This window comes from Ekhidna sp. (genome assembly GCF_965228795.1).
GTDB lineage: Bacteria > Bacteroidota > Bacteroidia > Cytophagales > Cyclobacteriaceae > Ekhidna.
Genome location: NZ_OZ245839.1, coordinates 3,155,686 through 3,172,429, shown reverse-complemented (window position 1 = coordinate 3,172,429; position 16,744 = coordinate 3,155,686). Strand labels below are relative to the sequence as shown.

At 41.3% G+C, this 16,744-nt stretch carries 15 protein-coding genes; 2 read left to right on the top strand and 13 right to left on the bottom strand.

The features are described from left to right. Positions 1–86: 86 nt before the first annotated feature. The 10 genes from ACQK2H_RS14285 to ACQK2H_RS14240 all read right to left on the bottom strand — a co-directional run bounded on the left by ACQK2H_RS14285 (position 87) and on the right by ACQK2H_RS14240 (position 8,978). Entirely contained in the window at positions 87–794 is a 708-nt protein-coding gene (locus ACQK2H_RS14285) for an SIMPL domain-containing protein (RefSeq protein WP_425392049.1), read from the bottom strand. 184 nt (positions 795–978) lie between these two features. Next, positions 979–2,277, bottom strand: a complete 1,299-nt coding sequence (locus ACQK2H_RS14280; RefSeq protein ID WP_425392048.1) for a cryptochrome/photolyase family protein — start codon at positions 2,275–2,277, stop codon at positions 979–981. Positions 2,278–2,358: 81 nt separating this feature from the next. Further along, positions 2,359–3,834, bottom strand: coding sequence for an SDR family oxidoreductase (locus ACQK2H_RS14275; protein ID WP_425392047.1), 1,476 nt, complete (start codon positions 3,832–3,834; stop codon positions 2,359–2,361). Between the two features lie 9 nt (positions 3,835–3,843). Further along, positions 3,844–4,545, bottom strand: coding sequence for an SDR family NAD(P)-dependent oxidoreductase (locus ACQK2H_RS14270; RefSeq protein ID WP_425392046.1), 702 nt, complete (start codon positions 4,543–4,545; stop codon positions 3,844–3,846). Between the two features lie 62 nt (positions 4,546–4,607). After that, on the bottom strand, positions 4,608–5,060 hold the full coding sequence (locus ACQK2H_RS14265; protein WP_425392045.1) for a hypothetical protein: 453 nt from the start codon (positions 5,058–5,060) through the stop codon (positions 4,608–4,610). A gap of 154 nt (positions 5,061–5,214) precedes the next feature. Further along, positions 5,215–5,589 (bottom strand): hypothetical protein, encoded by a 375-nt coding sequence (locus ACQK2H_RS14260; RefSeq protein WP_425392044.1) that lies wholly within the window; start codon positions 5,587–5,589, stop codon positions 5,215–5,217. Between the two features lie 21 nt (positions 5,590–5,610). Then, complete coding sequence (locus ACQK2H_RS14255; RefSeq protein ID WP_425392043.1) at positions 5,611–6,234, bottom strand: YdeI/OmpD-associated family protein; 624 nt, start codon at positions 6,232–6,234, stop codon at positions 5,611–5,613. A gap of 11 nt (positions 6,235–6,245) precedes the next feature. Beyond that, positions 6,246–6,833, bottom strand: a complete 588-nt coding sequence (locus ACQK2H_RS14250) for a DUF998 domain-containing protein (RefSeq protein WP_425392042.1) — start codon at positions 6,831–6,833, stop codon at positions 6,246–6,248. 14 nt (positions 6,834–6,847) lie between these two features. Then, on the bottom strand, positions 6,848–7,423 hold the full coding sequence (locus tag ACQK2H_RS14245) for a DUF664 domain-containing protein (RefSeq protein ID WP_425392041.1): 576 nt from the start codon (positions 7,421–7,423) through the stop codon (positions 6,848–6,850). A 61-nt stretch (positions 7,424–7,484) separates the two neighbouring features. Next, positions 7,485–8,978: a cryptochrome/photolyase family protein gene (locus tag ACQK2H_RS14240; RefSeq protein WP_425392040.1), complete on the bottom strand. Its 1,494-nt coding sequence runs from the start codon at positions 8,976–8,978 to the stop codon at positions 7,485–7,487. Positions 8,979–9,049: 71 nt separating this feature from the next. Between ACQK2H_RS14240 and ACQK2H_RS14235 the strand changes: the two genes are divergently transcribed. After that, positions 9,050–10,657 carry a tetratricopeptide repeat protein gene (locus ACQK2H_RS14235; protein ID WP_425392039.1) on the top strand — a complete coding sequence of 536 codons (1,608 nt, stop codon included), beginning with the start codon at positions 9,050–9,052 and terminating at the stop codon, positions 10,655–10,657. On the opposite strand, the gene ACQK2H_RS14230 is transcribed toward ACQK2H_RS14235, so the two are convergent. The 3 genes from ACQK2H_RS14230 to ACQK2H_RS14220 all read right to left on the bottom strand — a co-directional run bounded on the left by ACQK2H_RS14230 (position 10,654) and on the right by ACQK2H_RS14220 (position 13,013). Beyond that, on the bottom strand, positions 10,654–11,406 hold the full coding sequence (locus ACQK2H_RS14230; protein ID WP_425392038.1) for a hypothetical protein: 753 nt from the start codon (positions 11,404–11,406) through the stop codon (positions 10,654–10,656). The genes ACQK2H_RS14235 and ACQK2H_RS14230 overlap by 4 nt on opposite strands. 121 nt (positions 11,407–11,527) lie before the next feature. Further along, on the bottom strand, positions 11,528–11,890 hold the full coding sequence (locus tag ACQK2H_RS14225; protein WP_425392037.1) for a response regulator: 363 nt from the start codon (positions 11,888–11,890) through the stop codon (positions 11,528–11,530). Further along, complete coding sequence (locus ACQK2H_RS14220) at positions 11,883–13,013, bottom strand: PAS domain-containing sensor histidine kinase (RefSeq protein ID WP_425392036.1); 1,131 nt, start codon at positions 13,011–13,013, stop codon at positions 11,883–11,885. Before ACQK2H_RS14220 ends, ACQK2H_RS14225 begins: the two co-directional genes overlap by 8 nt. A 227-nt stretch (positions 13,014–13,240) precedes the next feature. On the opposite strand from ACQK2H_RS14220, the gene ACQK2H_RS14215 reads away from it, so the two are divergent. Continuing rightward, on the top strand, positions 13,241–16,738 hold the full coding sequence (locus ACQK2H_RS14215) for an ABC transporter permease (RefSeq protein WP_425392035.1): 3,498 nt from the start codon (positions 13,241–13,243) through the stop codon (positions 16,736–16,738). Positions 16,739–16,744: the final 6 nt, after the last annotated feature.

Below are 16,744 nucleotides of genomic sequence, written 5' to 3'. Positions count from 1 at the left end.
GTTTGATCCATAAAATTTGATCAAATCCACTGGTTGAGATATGATGTATGGCAGAGAGTGAGCTGAGATGAATCAGCTTGTAAGTGCTAGTCTTCGATGTAAAACTCCAGGGTAGAAACGATGCGAACCTTCTTCATTACACCTGAATTTTGGTCCAGGTCAGTAATGGAAAAATATCCCTGATTAGCCGACTTGATTTTCCCAACTTCTGACCCTGAATCACGTGCAAATTTCTCTGCTGCTTCACGTGCATTTTTTGTCGCCTCTTCAATCATCTCAGGCTTTACTTCGTTGAGTTTTGTGTAGATGTATTGCACCGGTTGCCATGTGTTTTTCGAACCGATAACTAACCCCTGTCCAACGATACTAGGAACTTTGTACATGACTTCACTCATTTTATCAATTTTCGTTGTTCGCAAATTAAAATCTACCTTGGCGATGTAGCGATCCTGATTGTATGCATTTTGACCACCATACAATAGCGCCCGATTGTCCTGAATAGTAGGAGCTCCGACAGTAAGTTCATCGTCTGTAAATTCAAGATCCGAAAAGAAGTCTTGTAAAATTTTTGTCTGTCGTTCCAGTGTTTTTTGAAGCTCACCTAATTCATTTCCTGATACAGTAAGCTCTAGTGGCCAGGTAGCAATGTCTGCCTGGACTTCACGTTCAGCGAGCCCTTTTACCACAACAGTCCGATCCAGTTTTTTTCCGGCAACATACGTTTGACCAACGAAATATCCGGCAGTGATAATAGCCAGGGAAAGTATTAGGGTAGGGAGTAGTTTGTCCTTCATCATGTCGTATTTAGTAGGTGAAGCTACGAATTTTACCGCATTATTTAAAGTACTACTTTATTACGGGTAGGATTGCGATTAATTACAAAATGGATAGAATTATTTACTTATGTAAGTGCATTTAAATACCTGAAAATTAATTAGATATAAACAAATTAATAATGACACTAATATATTTAGTATTTTAGTTCAAAGCACGCTTATAAGCTTCGAGGCATCTTTCTCTTGCCTCCTTATGATCTACGATCGGATCAGGGTAATATTTTGTACCAATCTCGGGCACCCACTTGTTGATGTACTTTTGGTCTTTATCAAATTTATCTGTTTGGGAATACGGATTAAAGATCCGAAAATATGGTTGGGCGTCTACTCCAGTTCCTGCCGCCCACTGCCATCCTCCGTTATTACTGGCCAGTTCATAGTCCAGTAGTTTTTCCGCAAAGTAGGCTTCTCCCCAGCGCCAGTCAATGAGTAAATGTTTGGTCAAAAAGCTTGCGACAATCATGCGCACTCTGTTATGCATGAAGCCTGTTTTATTGAGTTCTCGCATGCCTGCATCTACGATCGGATAACCGGTTTTTCCCTTCTTCCATTTCTCGAATTCCTCTTCATTATTACGCCACTTTACCTCATCATATTTACGGTTGAAATTGGTGTCTACCACCTGAGGAAAATGCCACAAAATTGCCTGGTAAAAATCCCTCCAAATCAGTTCATTGAGATACTTCTCATTGAGTGCTTTTGCTTGCCTGGTAAGTGCTCGAATACTCACCGTCCCAAATCGTAAATGAAGACTCATTCTACTGGTACCTCTGATAGCTGGAATGTCCCTGGTTTCATCGTATTTTGAGACGATGCTTTCGTTCAGTTTCCGATCCGGAAATTCAATGCCTGCAGGTTCAAAACCAACCTCTTTTAAGCTTGGGATTTCTCTTGCTTCTGTCGGATGCCAGTTCTTTTCTTCTTCTGATTTGTAAGCGCTAAGGTGACCACCTTTCAATGTTTTTTTCCAAAGTTTGCTGTAAGGAGTATAGACCACATACGGGTCGCCATTATCTTTAACAATTTCATCCTTTTCGAAAATTACATGATCTTTTTTAGCACGAAACTCCACACCATTTTCTTTCAATAGCTCATAAACTTCCTTGTCCCGTTCACGGGCATAAGGCTCATAATCCTTGTTTGCCCAAACAGCTTTGATGTCGTAATCTTCTAACAGCTCTTTCCAAATTTCAATAGGTTTTCCGATGCGTACATCCATGGTTCCTCCCTGCTGTCTGATTTCTCCTTGCAGTCGTAAAATTTCCTGATGGATGAATTCTACTCTTGCATCTTTTTTAGGAAGCTCATCCAGAATATTGGTATCAAAAATGAAGATAGATTGAACCGGGTATTCCTCCTGATGCGCATGGTATAAACTTCGATTGTCTTCCAGTCGGAAGTCTCTTCGAAACCAGAATATGGTGACTTGTGGTTTAGGCATAAAATTTCATTTAGTATTATTCCCCTCCTTGGAGGGGTTGGGGGTGGGTTAAGCTATTCATTCATGTTCCGTTACCCACCTCTAACTCCTCCCGGGAGGAGAATTTGTTTCTTTAAAGCTGATCAGATTCTTAGCCATGTTCTTAAAGATAAAACCATGGAATGGGAACACCAGATACCAGTAAAGCCGGCCCCAAAGACCCAGTGGTCTAAAGGTCGCCGTTTGTATCAGACAGTTTTTATCGTCATCCGGCTTTATTTTGAATTCCAGCCAGGCATCTCCCGGTAGTTTCATTTCAGCGAAGAGAAGCAAACGTTTATTCGTCTTATTGGCTTCCAGCACGCGCCAAAAATCCAATGCATCCCCGCCTTTGAGATCATCCGGGCTTCTTCTTCCTCTCCTCAAGCCAACTCCACCGACTAGCTTATCCATGAATCCTCTGATCTCCCAGAGCCAGTTTCCGTAGTACCAGCCACGTTCTCCTCCAATCTGCCAGATATTCTCTACTACTTCATCAGCATTTCGCTCAAAGGTGTACCTCCGCACATCTTTGAAGCAACCATATTTAGGGGCTTCTATCTGTGTAAGAAACGTTTCATTGAAGGATGGACTGGCAAAGGAATCCTTCCAGGAAGAAATGATTTGCTTTTGGTCTATCTTCTGAAATGTGCGCTCTAGTGACTCTTTATAGCTGTAAAGATCTATGTCAACAGCATCTTTAATGGAGTCATCCTTCGCTATTACTTCATTCTTCATCGAATCAACCAGGTTTCTAGCTAGCCGGTAGGAGGTAGAGGTAACGAGGTATAACCATAAAGACGATAGTCTGATCGTTAAGACAGGGACGGTAATAATCCACCGTTTCAGACCCCTCACCTCAGCAAACTGGAGAAGCATTTGCTTATAAGTGAGAATGTCTTTTCCACCAATATCAAATGTCTTGCCGTATGATTGTTTATTGGCTAGCACACCCGTTAAGTAGTCCATCACGTTTGCAATGCCAATAGGCTGGCATTTACTTTGAAGCCATTTTGGAGCGATCATTACCGGTAATTTCTCTACCAAATCACGGATGATCTCAAAGGAAGCACCTCCGGACCCAATAATGATACCAGCTCTCAGCACAGTTAATGGTACTTTTGATTCCGCCAATATATCCTCTACGTGATGTCTGGATTTCAGATGCTCAGACAATTCATCATCATTGACAATTCCGCCTAAATAAATGATTTGATTTGCATTGGTAGAATCGATATACGCAACAAAGTTTGAAGCCGAATCTGATTCCATTTTGCTGAACTTTTTGCTGTTCGAGTTTAATGAGTGGATCAGATAATAGGCTGCATCAATGTCTTTTGGGAGCTTCTGAAGGCTGTCTTTATTCAGAAAATCGCACTCAATGACTTCCACATGCTTGAGAAAATCATCGTTGAAATCTTCAAAGTCAAAGCGACGAGCATCCCGAACCGGACAAACTACAGAATGACCGGCATCTACCAAGTAGGGAAGAAGCCTTCTTCCGATGTATCCGGTGGATCCGGTCAATAGTATTTTCATCTTAAGCTATTATAGTGGTCTTACTGCAGACATACCTCCGTCTAAGCCAATGACTTGTCCTGTCATCCAGCCGGAATCGTCTGATAGTAGAAATTTAGCCATTCTTGCCACCTCTTCCGCGGTACCTACACGATTTAATGCGTGACGCTCACCAGAAGTCTTCTTTTTCTCATCTGAAGAAAGTATCCGACTGGCTAGCGGGGTATCAGTTACTGACGGTGCGATGCAATTGACACGTACTTTTGGAGAAAGCTCAGCAGCCAATGATCGGGTGATCCCTTCTAGTGCACCTTTACTTGCAGCTACGGAGGCATGAAAAGGCATTCCTTGAGACACAGCAACTGTACTAAAGAATACAATGGAAGACCCCTCGCTCTTTTTCATCGTCTTTACAACTGCCTGTAGGGTTTTTACTGCACCTTTTACATTCACATCAAAGTCTTCTTGAAAATCCTTTGGTTTCAAACCATGGAAGGGTTTTAGATTGATGGTGCCCGGACAATATGCAAATCCATCGATGGTGTCCAGATCAATAGCCGGATCTTCATCTGATGTCACATCATATGCTATATGTGAGACATTAGAGAGTGAATCCAGCTCTCCTTTACTTCGTGAGAGCACTGTTACATTGTGACCCTCTTCTGATAATTGTTTTGTTAGTTCGTATCCAATGCCGGAGCTTCCTCCGACAACTATGTATTGTTTTCCCATGATTAAATAACCAAGGAATACGTCGAAGGTTTAGAACAAGGGTGTTGGAAATGTGTCTAAATCTAGTTCTCTATTCGTACGTACGTCTCGTATGTCGTTTCTTCAGGTCCTTTAATCACCTGGGTATATGTACTGTCGGTCACATCAATGCCAATCCGGAAAAAATTACCGTTTTTGCTTATGGTTTGTCTGAATGCCCAGGAGCCTGATAACATGGTTTCATATAGTGTGTCTCCCTCAATGTTATAAGTTCCATATCCAAACCACTCGGTGTATTCTTCAGGAGATTCAAACCCCCACATCACACTTCCATCTACGTACATTTTATACTGGACTCGCTCATCTGTGGTTGTGTCTCCTTCATTTGATACGGTCATGTAGTCGGTCATTCTCCATGCACCAGTTAGCTTATCGCGCAATTTTTCCTGCATCCCTGTTTGCTGAGTTTCGGGAGATTTTTGTTGGCAATTAGCAAGTAATATGACTAGAACGAAAAGATATAGTGAAGACTTCATCATAATAGCTATTAGGTTATAGCTAATAATTTAATAAAAAATATGGCAAAAAACTATCGATATAAATTAAAATTTGGTCAATATCGAATAGGTACAAATATTCATTATTAATCGCTAGTGCCAGTAAGATGAAAATGAAATATTGGGAAGGTTTTTAGCTCAAAGTTGATTTGAATTCAAAACGAGCAAGGAATGTGATAACAAGGATTTCCAGGATGAAATAGGTTAATCCCAGAAGCGTCAACATGTCAAAATATATTCCCATCAGTATAAGTGTGGTTACACAATACAGCAGGTTAGCGATGGCGATTGTTCTTAATCTGGCTTTTGCATTAACTGGATTGATATAATAGCATGAAAAGGAGTAGATCATAAAAAGTACCGCTACACCTGCGAGTACACGAAGGATAGGCACTGGCATACCAATTAGGCTATGATAGTGAACGAGTACAAGGCCAAGTAAAACCGACGAAAGGAGGGCTCCTACTGAATCGATAAGAAATAATTTTCTGATTGCAAGGTTTTCCATCGAGGAGGAAAACTAATAACATCACCGTTCATTCCAACCTTTGCCTTCAAAGATTTTAGGCATTGCCTTTTCTATTCTGGAGGTTCTTGTTTCAGATTGTTTGGCAGAAGTGAAGTGTAAATTCCATCCCCTTTGTCTACCGGGTGTTAATGACTCAAATGCTTTTTTGAAAGCTTGATTGTTTTCCATCTTATTGATCAACTCGTCAGGAAAGTTGAGCTCATTTTTTTGGGTGAAATCAACCTTGGCACCTTTCTTTTCTAATCTGATAGCTTCCTGAATGTATTCCTGAATTGAATCCTTCTGAGTAATCACCTCTTCGCTGTTCGTAAATCGAAGTTGCCGTGCAGCCTGTGAGTTTTGTCCGGGTGCTACCAGTATACCGTCTGGGTCTGTCATGAGTGAGCCCTTAAAAAATGAAAGGCAGGAATAATCTTTGAAAGCAGTAAGGATGAGTACGTTTTTATCATTCAATGTGTAAGTAGGTTGCTTCCATTTATAGTCTTCTTTGAGTTCTGTTTCAAGAAGCATACTTCTCAGGTGCTGCATTGGCCCAACATAACCATGCACTTTGCACTGAGGGGTTTGATACAACTCACATCGTCCACAGCCTTCTGCAAAATATGCATCTACTTTGGGATTCATTTTTCGCAAATTCAAACCTCTAAATGTTTTTTCATTACCAGTTCAACAGAGGCAAGTAACGTCCAGCCAAAAACCACAATAAATACTAAACGATGAGTGAGGGGCATAGGCCAGAGTTGCAACGCAAAACCTGCCATGGCAGAAACCAATAAAATAGCAGCAACATTCGCTCTGCGCCTTACTTTAGAAGCCAATGCCGGATTGTATCCCATTCTTGCTAAGCCAAATAGCCAACAGGCAAGACCCAGACAAATAGCCACAATATGTGCTTTGGATACCGGTGATCGATCGTTGATCATATCCATGGGGATGGCTGTAAATGCAAAACCCAACCCAAATAAGCTCAACAGGATTCCCACAAGTTTGTCTTTGATAATCATGCCATATGCGAAACCGAATATGGTCAGGGTTATCCCTACCAAGAGGAATCCGGTAAGGTTCCACCATAAAGCATAAGGTTCTCCTTTAGCTCCAAGCTTACTTATGAAATCACTCATGAATTGAAAATTTTGATTGAGCAATCCAAACACAATTAGTGAAATAAAAAAGAGAGAAATGGCAGCTATCCCTAAATAGCCTGTGATTTTGGTCATGCTCATATTGAAAGCTGTATTTAATTGCTTTTCAGTTCCATCCGCTTCTTCACAAGTGCAATCTGCCCCATATGATTAGCCTGATGTTCCATCACATGATACCATGCCCAGTAGTAGTTGTAATCAATGCCTTCTTGCCACGCTTCGCGAGGTTCGAGCAACCACTCATCATCTTTGGTTTTCAATACTTCCTTCGTTTTAGTTCTTACTTCATCCCATTTATCCAGGTAATAGGAGATGGGTTTATCGGTTAGCTCTTCTCGAGCTTTATCACCCAATCGAAGGGCTGTCAACCATTCTTCATCTTTCTCTTCATCTAGCCTTTTGTCATAAAAAGTGGCTTCCTGATAGTACTTTTCAGTGGCTGCCAGGTGCAAAATGATAGCACCTAATCTGTTTGCCTGATCATCAAGCAAAAAATCTGTTCCGTTCTGATCCAGGTCTTTAACCTGGCTAGTCACTCTTGCTTTCAAATCATCCAGCATACTAATCAAAGCGCCCATTTGAGGGGTGTAGCCTTCTACGTTTTTGATGGCGTATTGCGCGGATGTTGAAAAAAGACAAAAGACGAATGTGAGGGTGAGCAGCTTTTTCATAATGATATGGTTTGATCAATTGAAGTTACTGATTTTAAGAAGGAAAGGCAAGGTTTAAGTACTACTCCGTCACCCTTTCAATAAATCGATTTGCTGCTTTGAAAATCCTATCCTTCTTTTCAGGATTCATTTTTTTCAGCGTAGCTACCATCATGGACATACGTTGGTTATTAGCAAACGTCTCCAGGTTTTCCTCAATAAAACGCCAATAAAGCCCGTTCACGACATCCTCCCAATCTCCCTTTCCATAGTCGCTCATCTTTTTGATGTAATTAGCACCACCGATGTAGGGTTTGGTTGCGAAGATGCCGCCATCGGCAAACTGGCTCATGCCATAGACATTTGGAGCCATCACCCAGTCTGCTGAGTCCACATACATTTCCATGAACCATTTGTACACTTCTTTAGGATCCAGTTCGCATAACAGCATAATGTTTCCCAGCACCATCAGTCGCTCGATGTGATGCGTATAGCCGTATTTATTAGCCTTTTTAATGGCATCATCTAACGGAGGGATACCAGTAGTTCCTTTATACCAGCATGATTTCATCTTGCGATTATGATTGAAGTAATTAACATTAAGTTTCTCATCATATTCATGATAAATACCGCGCATAAATTCTCGCCAGCCAATGATCTGCCGTACAAAACCTTCCACACTGGGGAAGTGGGTGTCATGCTCCTGATAAAACTCCAAAGCTTTGTCTACTACTTCATCTGGGGTGATCAGTCCCATGTTGATATAAGGGGAGAGAACGGAGTGAAAAATGAATGTCTGCTTGCTGCTAATGGCATCCTCATAGGGTCCAAACTTTTCAAATCGTTCTTTCAGGAAATCATCCAGCAAATAAAGCACTTGCCTGCGTGTGGTGGCCCATCGAAAGTTTCCTGTTGTTCCCGGATGATCAGAAAATAGCTCATCGACAAGCTTTTTAACTTCTTCTGAATGATCAGTAGGATGAGAGGTTGGCTGATCTGGGATGGATATGCCTTTCGGTAGCTTCTTTCGATTCTCCTCATCAAACGACCAGCTGCCGTTGGTTGGATCACCGTTCTGGTCGATGAGTATATGAAGATCACGCCGCTGCTGCTTGTAGAATGTCTGCATGAAAGGCTTATAATCCTGATTGAATTTTCTGAATTTCTCCTTCGTGGTAATGAATCCCGCTGAATCAACGATGGTGAGCTTGATTTTTTCCCTTTTACAGAATTCGCGGATGCGGTTTTCAAAGAAATGATCCTCAATGTCGTATGTGACGATCTCCTGTATATCTGCATACGAATCAATCGTTTCCTTCAGCTTGTCTTCATAGCTATTATCCCGATTTTGATCGGTCAACTTGTGATAGTCAAGCGGATGATCTTTTTCAATTTCCTCCGCATGCGATCGCATTGCCGAGAGAAATAGCACCAACTTATGTTTGTGGTAATTAAAATGGGTGCACAATCCAGCATCTTCAGCCATAAAGAAGAGCGTATGCTTATCAGGATTGAGTCGATTGTGATTTGGAAAGAGACAATTACCAAGGATAAGAGCGAGTTTATTATAAGCCATGAACAATTAACTAATAAGGTACTCTTGTGGTTTTAGCCAATTGATTCCCCTGATTTCACTAACTTCATAGCATGAAAAATACGGTTTCACATCCACTATACAGCTTACTATTTTTAATTCTAGCTGCTGCCTGTACTTCGCAAAATGATAATGCCAAATCATCAGCTCATTTGGGAACAATAGAGCATGGGTTCACTATTTCTGATGCTGCCAGACCTCATTTTGAAGAAGGCTTATTGCTATTGCATAGTTTCGAATATGAGGATGCTAATGAAGCTTTCCGAAAAGCTCAAACGGCAGATGATCAGGAAATTATGGTGTATTGGGGTCTTGCTATGACTCATTATAAGGCCTTGTGGGGATTGCAGGATGTAGAAGCAGGAAGGGCTGTATTAGCCGAATGGGATTCAATCAAGAAGGATGAGACCCAAATTAGCGACCTTGAGAGGGGGTTTTATGAGGGTGTGAATATTTTGTATGGGCAAGGTGAATTAATAGAACGAAATCAAGCCTATGTCACTCATATGAAGAAGCTATATGAGGCATACTCATCGAATTTAGAAGTAGCAGCTTTTTATTCGCTGGGATTGATGTGGGCTGATTATAAAGATGAAGAAAATCTTAAGTTGTCTTCCAGGATCGCTTCAGGCATCATTGAAGAAAACCCTACTCATCCCGGCGCTTTGCACTACATGATTCATGCAAACGACAATCCGGATTTCGCTAAAGTGGCCATCGATGCAGCAGACATGTATGCGGATATTGCTCCTGATGCAACCCATGCGCTTCACATGCCTTCCCATATTTATGTGGCTTTGGGGATGTGGAATGAGGTGGTCAATTCAAACACGGCATCATATGCGGCAAGTATCAAACGCATGGAACGAAAAGGGCTTGATGGATCAAGCAGGGGATATCACTCAATGGCTTGGTTGCACTATGGCTTATTACAACAGGGTAAATATGATGAAGCTGCAGAACTATTGAAGGAGAAGATTGGATACTTCAAAGAGGGAGAAGGGTCTGACAGCTACATGATTAATATGCAAAATCAACAACGGATTGAAGCGGGCTACTGGCCAAAAGATGCGGAGTTTCAACATGTAGATGATTCAGGTTTGGGGTTAGAATCTAAATCAGGGATGCATTTCGTGAGAAGTTTGATCGCATTTGATTATCAAGATGCCAGCATCATTCAAAAAGAAATTGACACATTGCTGACCCACCTTGAAGCGGCTAAGTTGTTGGTTGGTGAGGATGGTATAGCAATGTGCAGTGCGGGACCCACTCGGTACGCACCAAACCAATCCAGCATTCAAAAATCTCAGGTTGTCATTAGTCAGATGAAGGCACTGATCGCCATGTTGGAAAACAATGATGCTAAGGTGGAGCGTGAGTTATCAGAAGCTACAGCGTTGGAGCTGGACTCCCGTTACGATCCTGGTCCGCCATTCATTGCATATCCTTCTTTTGAGATGTACGGTGACTGGCTTTTAGAGAAAGGTCGCTATGATGAAGCACTTGAGCAATTCAATACATCGTTAGATCGAAGAACCAATCGTATGAAAGCATTAAAGGGTAAGCTGGATGCACTGGAGGCACTAGGTCGAACAGAAGAGGCCAGTGAAGTGCAGCGCCTAATCAATAAATTTTCTGATGCATTGTTAGCTGCTAGTTAGTCCTTCTTCAAGGCCTCTTGAAGACTAATGATCTTTATATCATTTCTTTTTTTAAGCGCTCTCAAGAACCACCCTTTGTGGCCGGCTCCATAGGTAATAAGAATTCGTTTATCCTGGTTGCTGTATTTATCTAAAGCTTTTTCGATGTTGGTGTAATGAGCTTGGTTAATGTTATCCCAGCCACCTAATCCCAGTTCATCATTAAAAAGTTCGTTATAGACATTTAGAGCTATTTCACCGGCATTGTCATATGCCGAAGAGTTTATCCAATAAGGGTCATATTGGCGACCTGACGTTTCCTTAATTGAATCTGCACTATATCTTGCCATTCCATATTTCTGCCATTCATCAGCCCTGTTTGGGTCATCTCGAATAGTACGCATTTTGGAAAGTCGATCATTTGCGATTTCTTCTGTCCACGCTGAAGTTGGTATCAATTCAAAGTTCATTTCTTTGGTTAACGGGATGATGACATCCACATATTCCGGAAATTGAGCGACTCGGTATTCATTTACAACACCGGTTTCTTCATAGCTCTGCATTGCTTTTTGAAAACGATCCGGAGGAATCTCAGCTAAAATGATGTCCGGATCTATTTTTCTTATAAAACCACGAAGCACTTCAGTAGAGTAAGTGGGTTCAGTTAGGTGTTTGCCATGAATTGTTCCCAGTACTAATACTTCATTCCTGTTGTCCTGATCGCAAGAGGAAAATACGATTAGAAGTAATAAAAAAGTAATTCGAATCATTTTATTAGTACATCAGGTTTTGAGAACAATTTTTGACTCATGATATTTCTTTGATTTAAGAAAATTAATTCCTTCGCGGTAATCATGGTTTTATTTCAGCGAAACCAAAAAATATTTTCAACTATGCAAGCATTTGCCTTAGGTGTTCTGCTTTCAGTGGTTTTTCAATAAAGTCAGCGATAAGATCATTTTTAACCGCCCTTTCGCGATCCTCAGGATTGACGGAGCTACTTACCATATACACTTTCGTTTCACTGGCAATATTCATTGAAGAAAATCGATCCATGAAGTCCCATCCTGAAAGAGCAGGCATGTTGATATCTAGTAGTATTACATCGGGGTGTTCCGTTTCCAGGTAGTCCAGTGCTTCTTTGACACTCTCCATAGCGACTATTTCATCTGCAAGCCCTAACCTTGTGATCATTAATTTATGAACAAAATTGTTTGCGGGATCATCATCTACAAGTAGGACGGATTTAATCATCACTTATCACTAAAGGTATTGTAAACCTAAATATTGTTCCGTTTTTATCAGCCGGTTCCAACCAAATAGAACCACCTAAAAGTTCAACTAATTTTTTACAGTGAGCAAGTCCTATTCCTGATCCATCATATTCTGAGCGCTTATTTAGACGTTGGTAAATCACAAAAATTTTATCTGAAAATGCCGGATCAATTCCAATTCCATTATCCATTACTGTAAACTCACAAAATTGATCCACTTTCTTACAGCTTACCTCGATGATTGGGTTTACTTCTTTTCGGGAAAATTTTAAAGCGTTTCCAATCAGGTTCTGAAAAATCGCTTTTAACTCAAATTTGCCGGCAATAACATGCGTCAGTTTATGAACTTTAATGACCGCATTACGATTGTCGATTTCGGTTTTGAGGTCTTTCAGAACTTCATCCAGAACCACATTCGAATCTACCGGTTCTTTGGTCATACCTCTTCCTATTCTTGCATATTCAAGCAAGCCCGTTACCATTTCCTGCATGCGTGATGATGCTGATTTGATATGATTAAATATTTCAATCTTTTCATCATTACTGTCATCAAAAAAAGCTTCTTGATAATATTCAATCAAACTGGCTGTTGATTTAAGTGGTTCTTGTAAATCGTGGGCCGCAATGAATGCAAACTGCTCCAGTTCGTTGTTTTTAAATTCAAGCTCGGTTGAATGCCTTTTCAATGCGTTCATGGCTTCCACTCGGGCAGTAATGTCATTGTACGTACCAAGAATTCCAATTACCTCGCCTTTTGCATCAAGAAGTGGAACTTTATTGGTTTCTAGCCATGACTCTTTTCCGTCCGCTTGCTTTTGTGGTTCGATGATACCGATCTCAGGCTTCCCACTGCTCATTACTTTTTGATCGGTCTTCACAAAAAAATCAGCTTCTTCTTTTTTCCACGCAAGGTCATAATCAGTTTTTCCAATAATATCACGTGTAGTTTCTACGCCTGCATCTTTAGCAAACTCCTCATTACAGCCCAGGTATACACTTTCTCTGTTTTTCCAGAAAATGGCAGTCGGGATGCTTTTAAGAACTAGTTGCAGCATCTTGTCCGGAGGGATGGGGAATATGGTCTCTTCTTTTTGTGAGGACATTGGTTAGGTAGTTGGCTGTGTCGGTGGCAAAAGGCTTTGAATTACCAAATGAGTCAATCGCTATAGTTTGGATCTAAAAATAAAACATTGAAGTGAAATATTTTTCAAGTCTCTTCGCTTATAACAGTTGACTGTTCCATAGAAGTCGTGTCTTTCCGAAGATTTAGGCAATTCCTGTTTTAGAACAAATTGTAAGGTAATTTTCGCATTTTTGATAGGTGGAGGAATTGCAGCAAATACATTGGGGATCGATTTTACCATTGGTAGTAGCCTTAATGGGCAGCATCTTCGGGGGTGTGCTGTTACTGATGAAATTTCCGGCTGCAAGGCATCTTGGTAAACTATTGCTTGGGTATTCATTTCTTATCTTACCGGTCTATGCGTCTGACTTTCTTGTTAATGAGTGGCAGATAGCTATTCTGATAGCTCTTTTTCTGTTTCTTTATGCAAGGGCTTTCTTCTCTCAAAAAAACAGACTAAGCCTCCTTCATTTAATTCCTGTCGCCATATCCATTGCTTTGTTATTCGCTCCTTTCCTGATTGATCGATGGGTAGCCACATTGGTGGTATTAGTTTATGTTATTTTGATTTTTAGGTTACTCAATCAAGAAGCTGCGCAAAGAGGTATTCAATGGTTTGTAAATCCCGGTAGCAGGCTCGCATGGTTTAGGAATTTCATTTTTATAAACATCACAGGGTTACTCATTCTGCTATTAGGCCTGATGGGCCTTTACATGCTTTCCGGTTACGTCTTGCTGATTCTTGTTATTGTGGTGTATCAGGCGTTTAAGGAATCTGAGTTTTTAACTCCAATTCCTATAGGGAACAAATACCAAAAATCCACATTGACTCCACAGATCAAAGCAGCTGTGCTGGATAAGATTGAAGGTGTGATGGAGGCAGAGTTTTACTTGAGAGATGACGCCTCATTGACGAACCTTGCGAAGGAGCTTGGCGTGACTACTCATCACCTTTCACAGGTATTAAATGAATCACTCAAGATCAGCTTTCAGGATCTCATTGCCAGGTTCAGGGTAAGAGAAGCTTGCAAGTTGCTTCGGGATGAGCAGCATGAGCAGGTGAAAATTGAAAATATTGCCACCATGGTGGGATACAATTCCAAATCTGCTTTTAACATGGCTTTCAAGCGCAGGACTGGCCTTACTCCATCGGAGTACCGGGAGGCTAAGGACGTTCGGACTTATGGGGAAGAACGTCTATCCGAACGGAAAGCACCATTGAATGGGGGAAGAGGTATTGATTTGAATCATGTTTTTAACCTCAAAATAAAAAGCGGCATGATTCAGCATTTCTTAAAAATTTTCAGTCGGAATGTAAAACGCAATGGACTGTTTTCATCTCTCAATGTACTGGGTTTAACTGTCGGGTTTACCTGTAGCATTTTAATCTATCTCTTTCTCGAAGAAGAACTTTCATATGATCAATCGATTCCGGATTCAGATCGGATTTATCGGATTGCCTGGAATAGCGACAACCCCCAAACACGAACTCCTCACCCAATGGCACAAGCCATGGTCAAGGACTTTCCGGAGGTGGAGGAGGCCGTGAGCATATCACCCTGGTATGGACCGGGACTAAGCAAAGAACTGGTTCGGGTGAAGAACCCAAAAACCAACATCATGTTTGAGGAGCCGGATTTCTTTTTTACCGATTCTACGTTCTTCGATGTATTTCAATTGAATATCCTGGAAGGAGATAAAGAGGCTTTAAGCAAGCCATTTTCCTTGGTCATTACCCAAACCATGGCAAAAAAATATTTTGGAGATTCTTGCGCGGTGGGGCGTGAACTCCGGCTAAATGATATGCCAATTGCTGTGACTGCCGTGGTGGAGCCAATGCCTGATAATGCGCATTTTCATTTCAATGCGATTATTCCGTATATCACACTAAAACAAATCAATCCCAACGACAGCTGGATGACGTGGGCGGATTTTGGTCATTTTAACTACCTGAAGCTCAAGTCTGGGACCGACGCTAAAAAGCTAGAGTCAAAAATTCCGGATTGGATACCGACCTACCTGGACTGGTGGGATGATAGGAGGGAAGCCTTCGAAGCGACGGGCACAGGTTTTATCCTGCAGCCAATCCAGTCCATTCACCTACACTCGCATCTTCGCTGGGAACTGGAAAACAATGGCAATATCCTGTATATATACATATTGACAGGCACACTGGCATTTCTTATTCTTATTGTTACCATCAATTACATCAATCTCACCACTGCCAAGTCCATTGAGCGAGCCAAAGAGGTGGGTGTTCGTAAAACACTGGGAGCTGTATCAAGTAATTTAACTATCCAGTTTTATCTGGAGTCATTTTTATTTTGCGTAGTTGCCTTGATACTATCCTATGGTCTCTCTTTTTTGCTGATGGATAGCTTTAATTACCTGTCTGGAAAGAACTTTGAGGTATCAAAGCTGTTTGAATTTGATTTCGCATTCAAAGCCCTGCTTTTTTGCCTCGTAATTGGTTTGCTTGCGGGCTTTTATCCAGCCATGACAATCTCATCTTTTCGACCCACAGAGGTACTAAAAGGTAAACTGACCACCAGTAGCCGAGGTGTAAGGCTTAGAAGTGTGCTGGTGATATTCCAGTTTACTATTTCTGCGATTCTGATTAGCGGCAGTCTCATCATTTATCGTCAGATTGACTTTATGAAAGAAAAAGATCTGGGTTTTGATAAGGAAGCCATCATTTCATTAAGCGTTCCTGCAAGCATTGAGATCGGAGGAATAGATCTGCAAGCGGTGCGTAGCGTTCAGGAGCAGATTGAGTTGATCAGTGGAGTAAAGCAGACCACCTTAGTTTCGAATGCCCCGGGTGGGCAGTTCAATCAGCATGCCTATTATTCGCCGGAAGATGTGGATAATCGTGTAGATGCTTCTGAGGTGATGGTCGACTATGATTTTGAAAAAGTATTGAATTTGGAAGTGGTTGCAGGAAGGGCATTTGATCGATCTTATCCATCAGATTCTGTATCTGGTTTCATGATCAATGAAGTGACCGCACAGTTTTTAAATCTGGAAAATCCGGTTGGAAAAAAATTGATTTGGGTTGGTAATGATGAGGAATTTGAAGGAACGATCGTGGGCGTGGTAAAAGACTTTCATTATCGTTCACTGCATGAGGATATTCAGCCTTTAGTGATGACTCTGCAGCCACTGGGTGCAGGGGAGATGCTTATCAAAATGGAAGGCAATCGGTTTGGTCAGATTATCAATAAAATTGAGCCTATATATGAGCAGTTAGGTAGCGAGCTACCTTTTGAGTATCACTTTCTTGATCAGGAGTTAGCTTCATTATACGAGCAGGAGGAGCGGACACTTTCCATCTTCTCAGTATTCTCAATTGTAGCGCTGATTTTAGCTAGCCTGGGCCTGCTGGGAATGGCCATCGCTATTTTGAATCAGCGTATAAAGGAAGTTGGTATGCGGAAAATCCTGGGAGCTACTTCCAGTCAGATTATGCAAATGATTCTCGGGCAATTTGCCAAGTTGGTGGCGATTGCAGCATTAATCGGTCTTCCACTTTCTTATTTCATGATGCAAAGCTGGATTACGGAATTTTCATACAGAGCACCTTTTGGTGTTATGCCATTTGTATGGTCACTCGTGGTATTATTGGAAGTTGCATTGCTAAGTGTGATTTCTGCAGTGACACGTATCACCTACTCCAATCCGGTGGATGCACTGAGGTATGAATAAAGTTGA

What these genes read in the sequence shown, in the direction of transcription:
- ACQK2H_RS14285 (WP_425392049.1), bottom strand. Translation starts at nt 794, where the DNA reads ATGAAGGACAAACTACTCCCTACCCTAATACTTTCCCTGGCTATTATC.
- ACQK2H_RS14280 (WP_425392048.1), bottom strand. Translation starts at nt 2,277, where the DNA reads ATGCCTAAACCACAAGTCACCATATTCTGGTTTCGAAGAGACTTCCGA.
- ACQK2H_RS14275 (WP_425392047.1), bottom strand. Translation starts at nt 3,834, where the DNA reads ATGAAAATACTATTGACCGGATCCACCGGATACATCGGAAGAAGGCTT.
- ACQK2H_RS14270 (WP_425392046.1), bottom strand. Translation starts at nt 4,545, where the DNA reads ATGGGAAAACAATACATAGTTGTCGGAGGAAGCTCCGGCATTGGATAC.
- ACQK2H_RS14265 (WP_425392045.1), bottom strand. Translation starts at nt 5,060, where the DNA reads ATGAAGTCTTCACTATATCTTTTCGTTCTAGTCATATTACTTGCTAAT.
- ACQK2H_RS14260 (WP_425392044.1), bottom strand. Translation starts at nt 5,589, where the DNA reads ATGGAAAACCTTGCAATCAGAAAATTATTTCTTATCGATTCAGTAGGA.
- ACQK2H_RS14255 (WP_425392043.1), bottom strand. Translation starts at nt 6,234, where the DNA reads ATGAATCCCAAAGTAGATGCATATTTTGCAGAAGGCTGTGGACGATGT.
- ACQK2H_RS14250 (WP_425392042.1), bottom strand. Translation starts at nt 6,833, where the DNA reads ATGAGCATGACCAAAATCACAGGCTATTTAGGGATAGCTGCCATTTCT.
- ACQK2H_RS14245 (WP_425392041.1), bottom strand. Translation starts at nt 7,423, where the DNA reads ATGAAAAAGCTGCTCACCCTCACATTCGTCTTTTGTCTTTTTTCAACA.
- ACQK2H_RS14240 (WP_425392040.1), bottom strand. Translation starts at nt 8,978, where the DNA reads ATGGCTTATAATAAACTCGCTCTTATCCTTGGTAATTGTCTCTTTCCA.
- ACQK2H_RS14235 (WP_425392039.1), top strand. Translation starts at nt 9,050, where the DNA reads ATGAAAAATACGGTTTCACATCCACTATACAGCTTACTATTTTTAATT.
- ACQK2H_RS14230 (WP_425392038.1), bottom strand. Translation starts at nt 11,406, where the DNA reads ATGATTCGAATTACTTTTTTATTACTTCTAATCGTATTTTCCTCTTGC.
- ACQK2H_RS14225 (WP_425392037.1), bottom strand. Translation starts at nt 11,890, where the DNA reads ATGATTAAATCCGTCCTACTTGTAGATGATGATCCCGCAAACAATTTT.
- ACQK2H_RS14220 (WP_425392036.1), bottom strand. Translation starts at nt 13,013, where the DNA reads ATGTCCTCACAAAAAGAAGAGACCATATTCCCCATCCCTCCGGACAAG.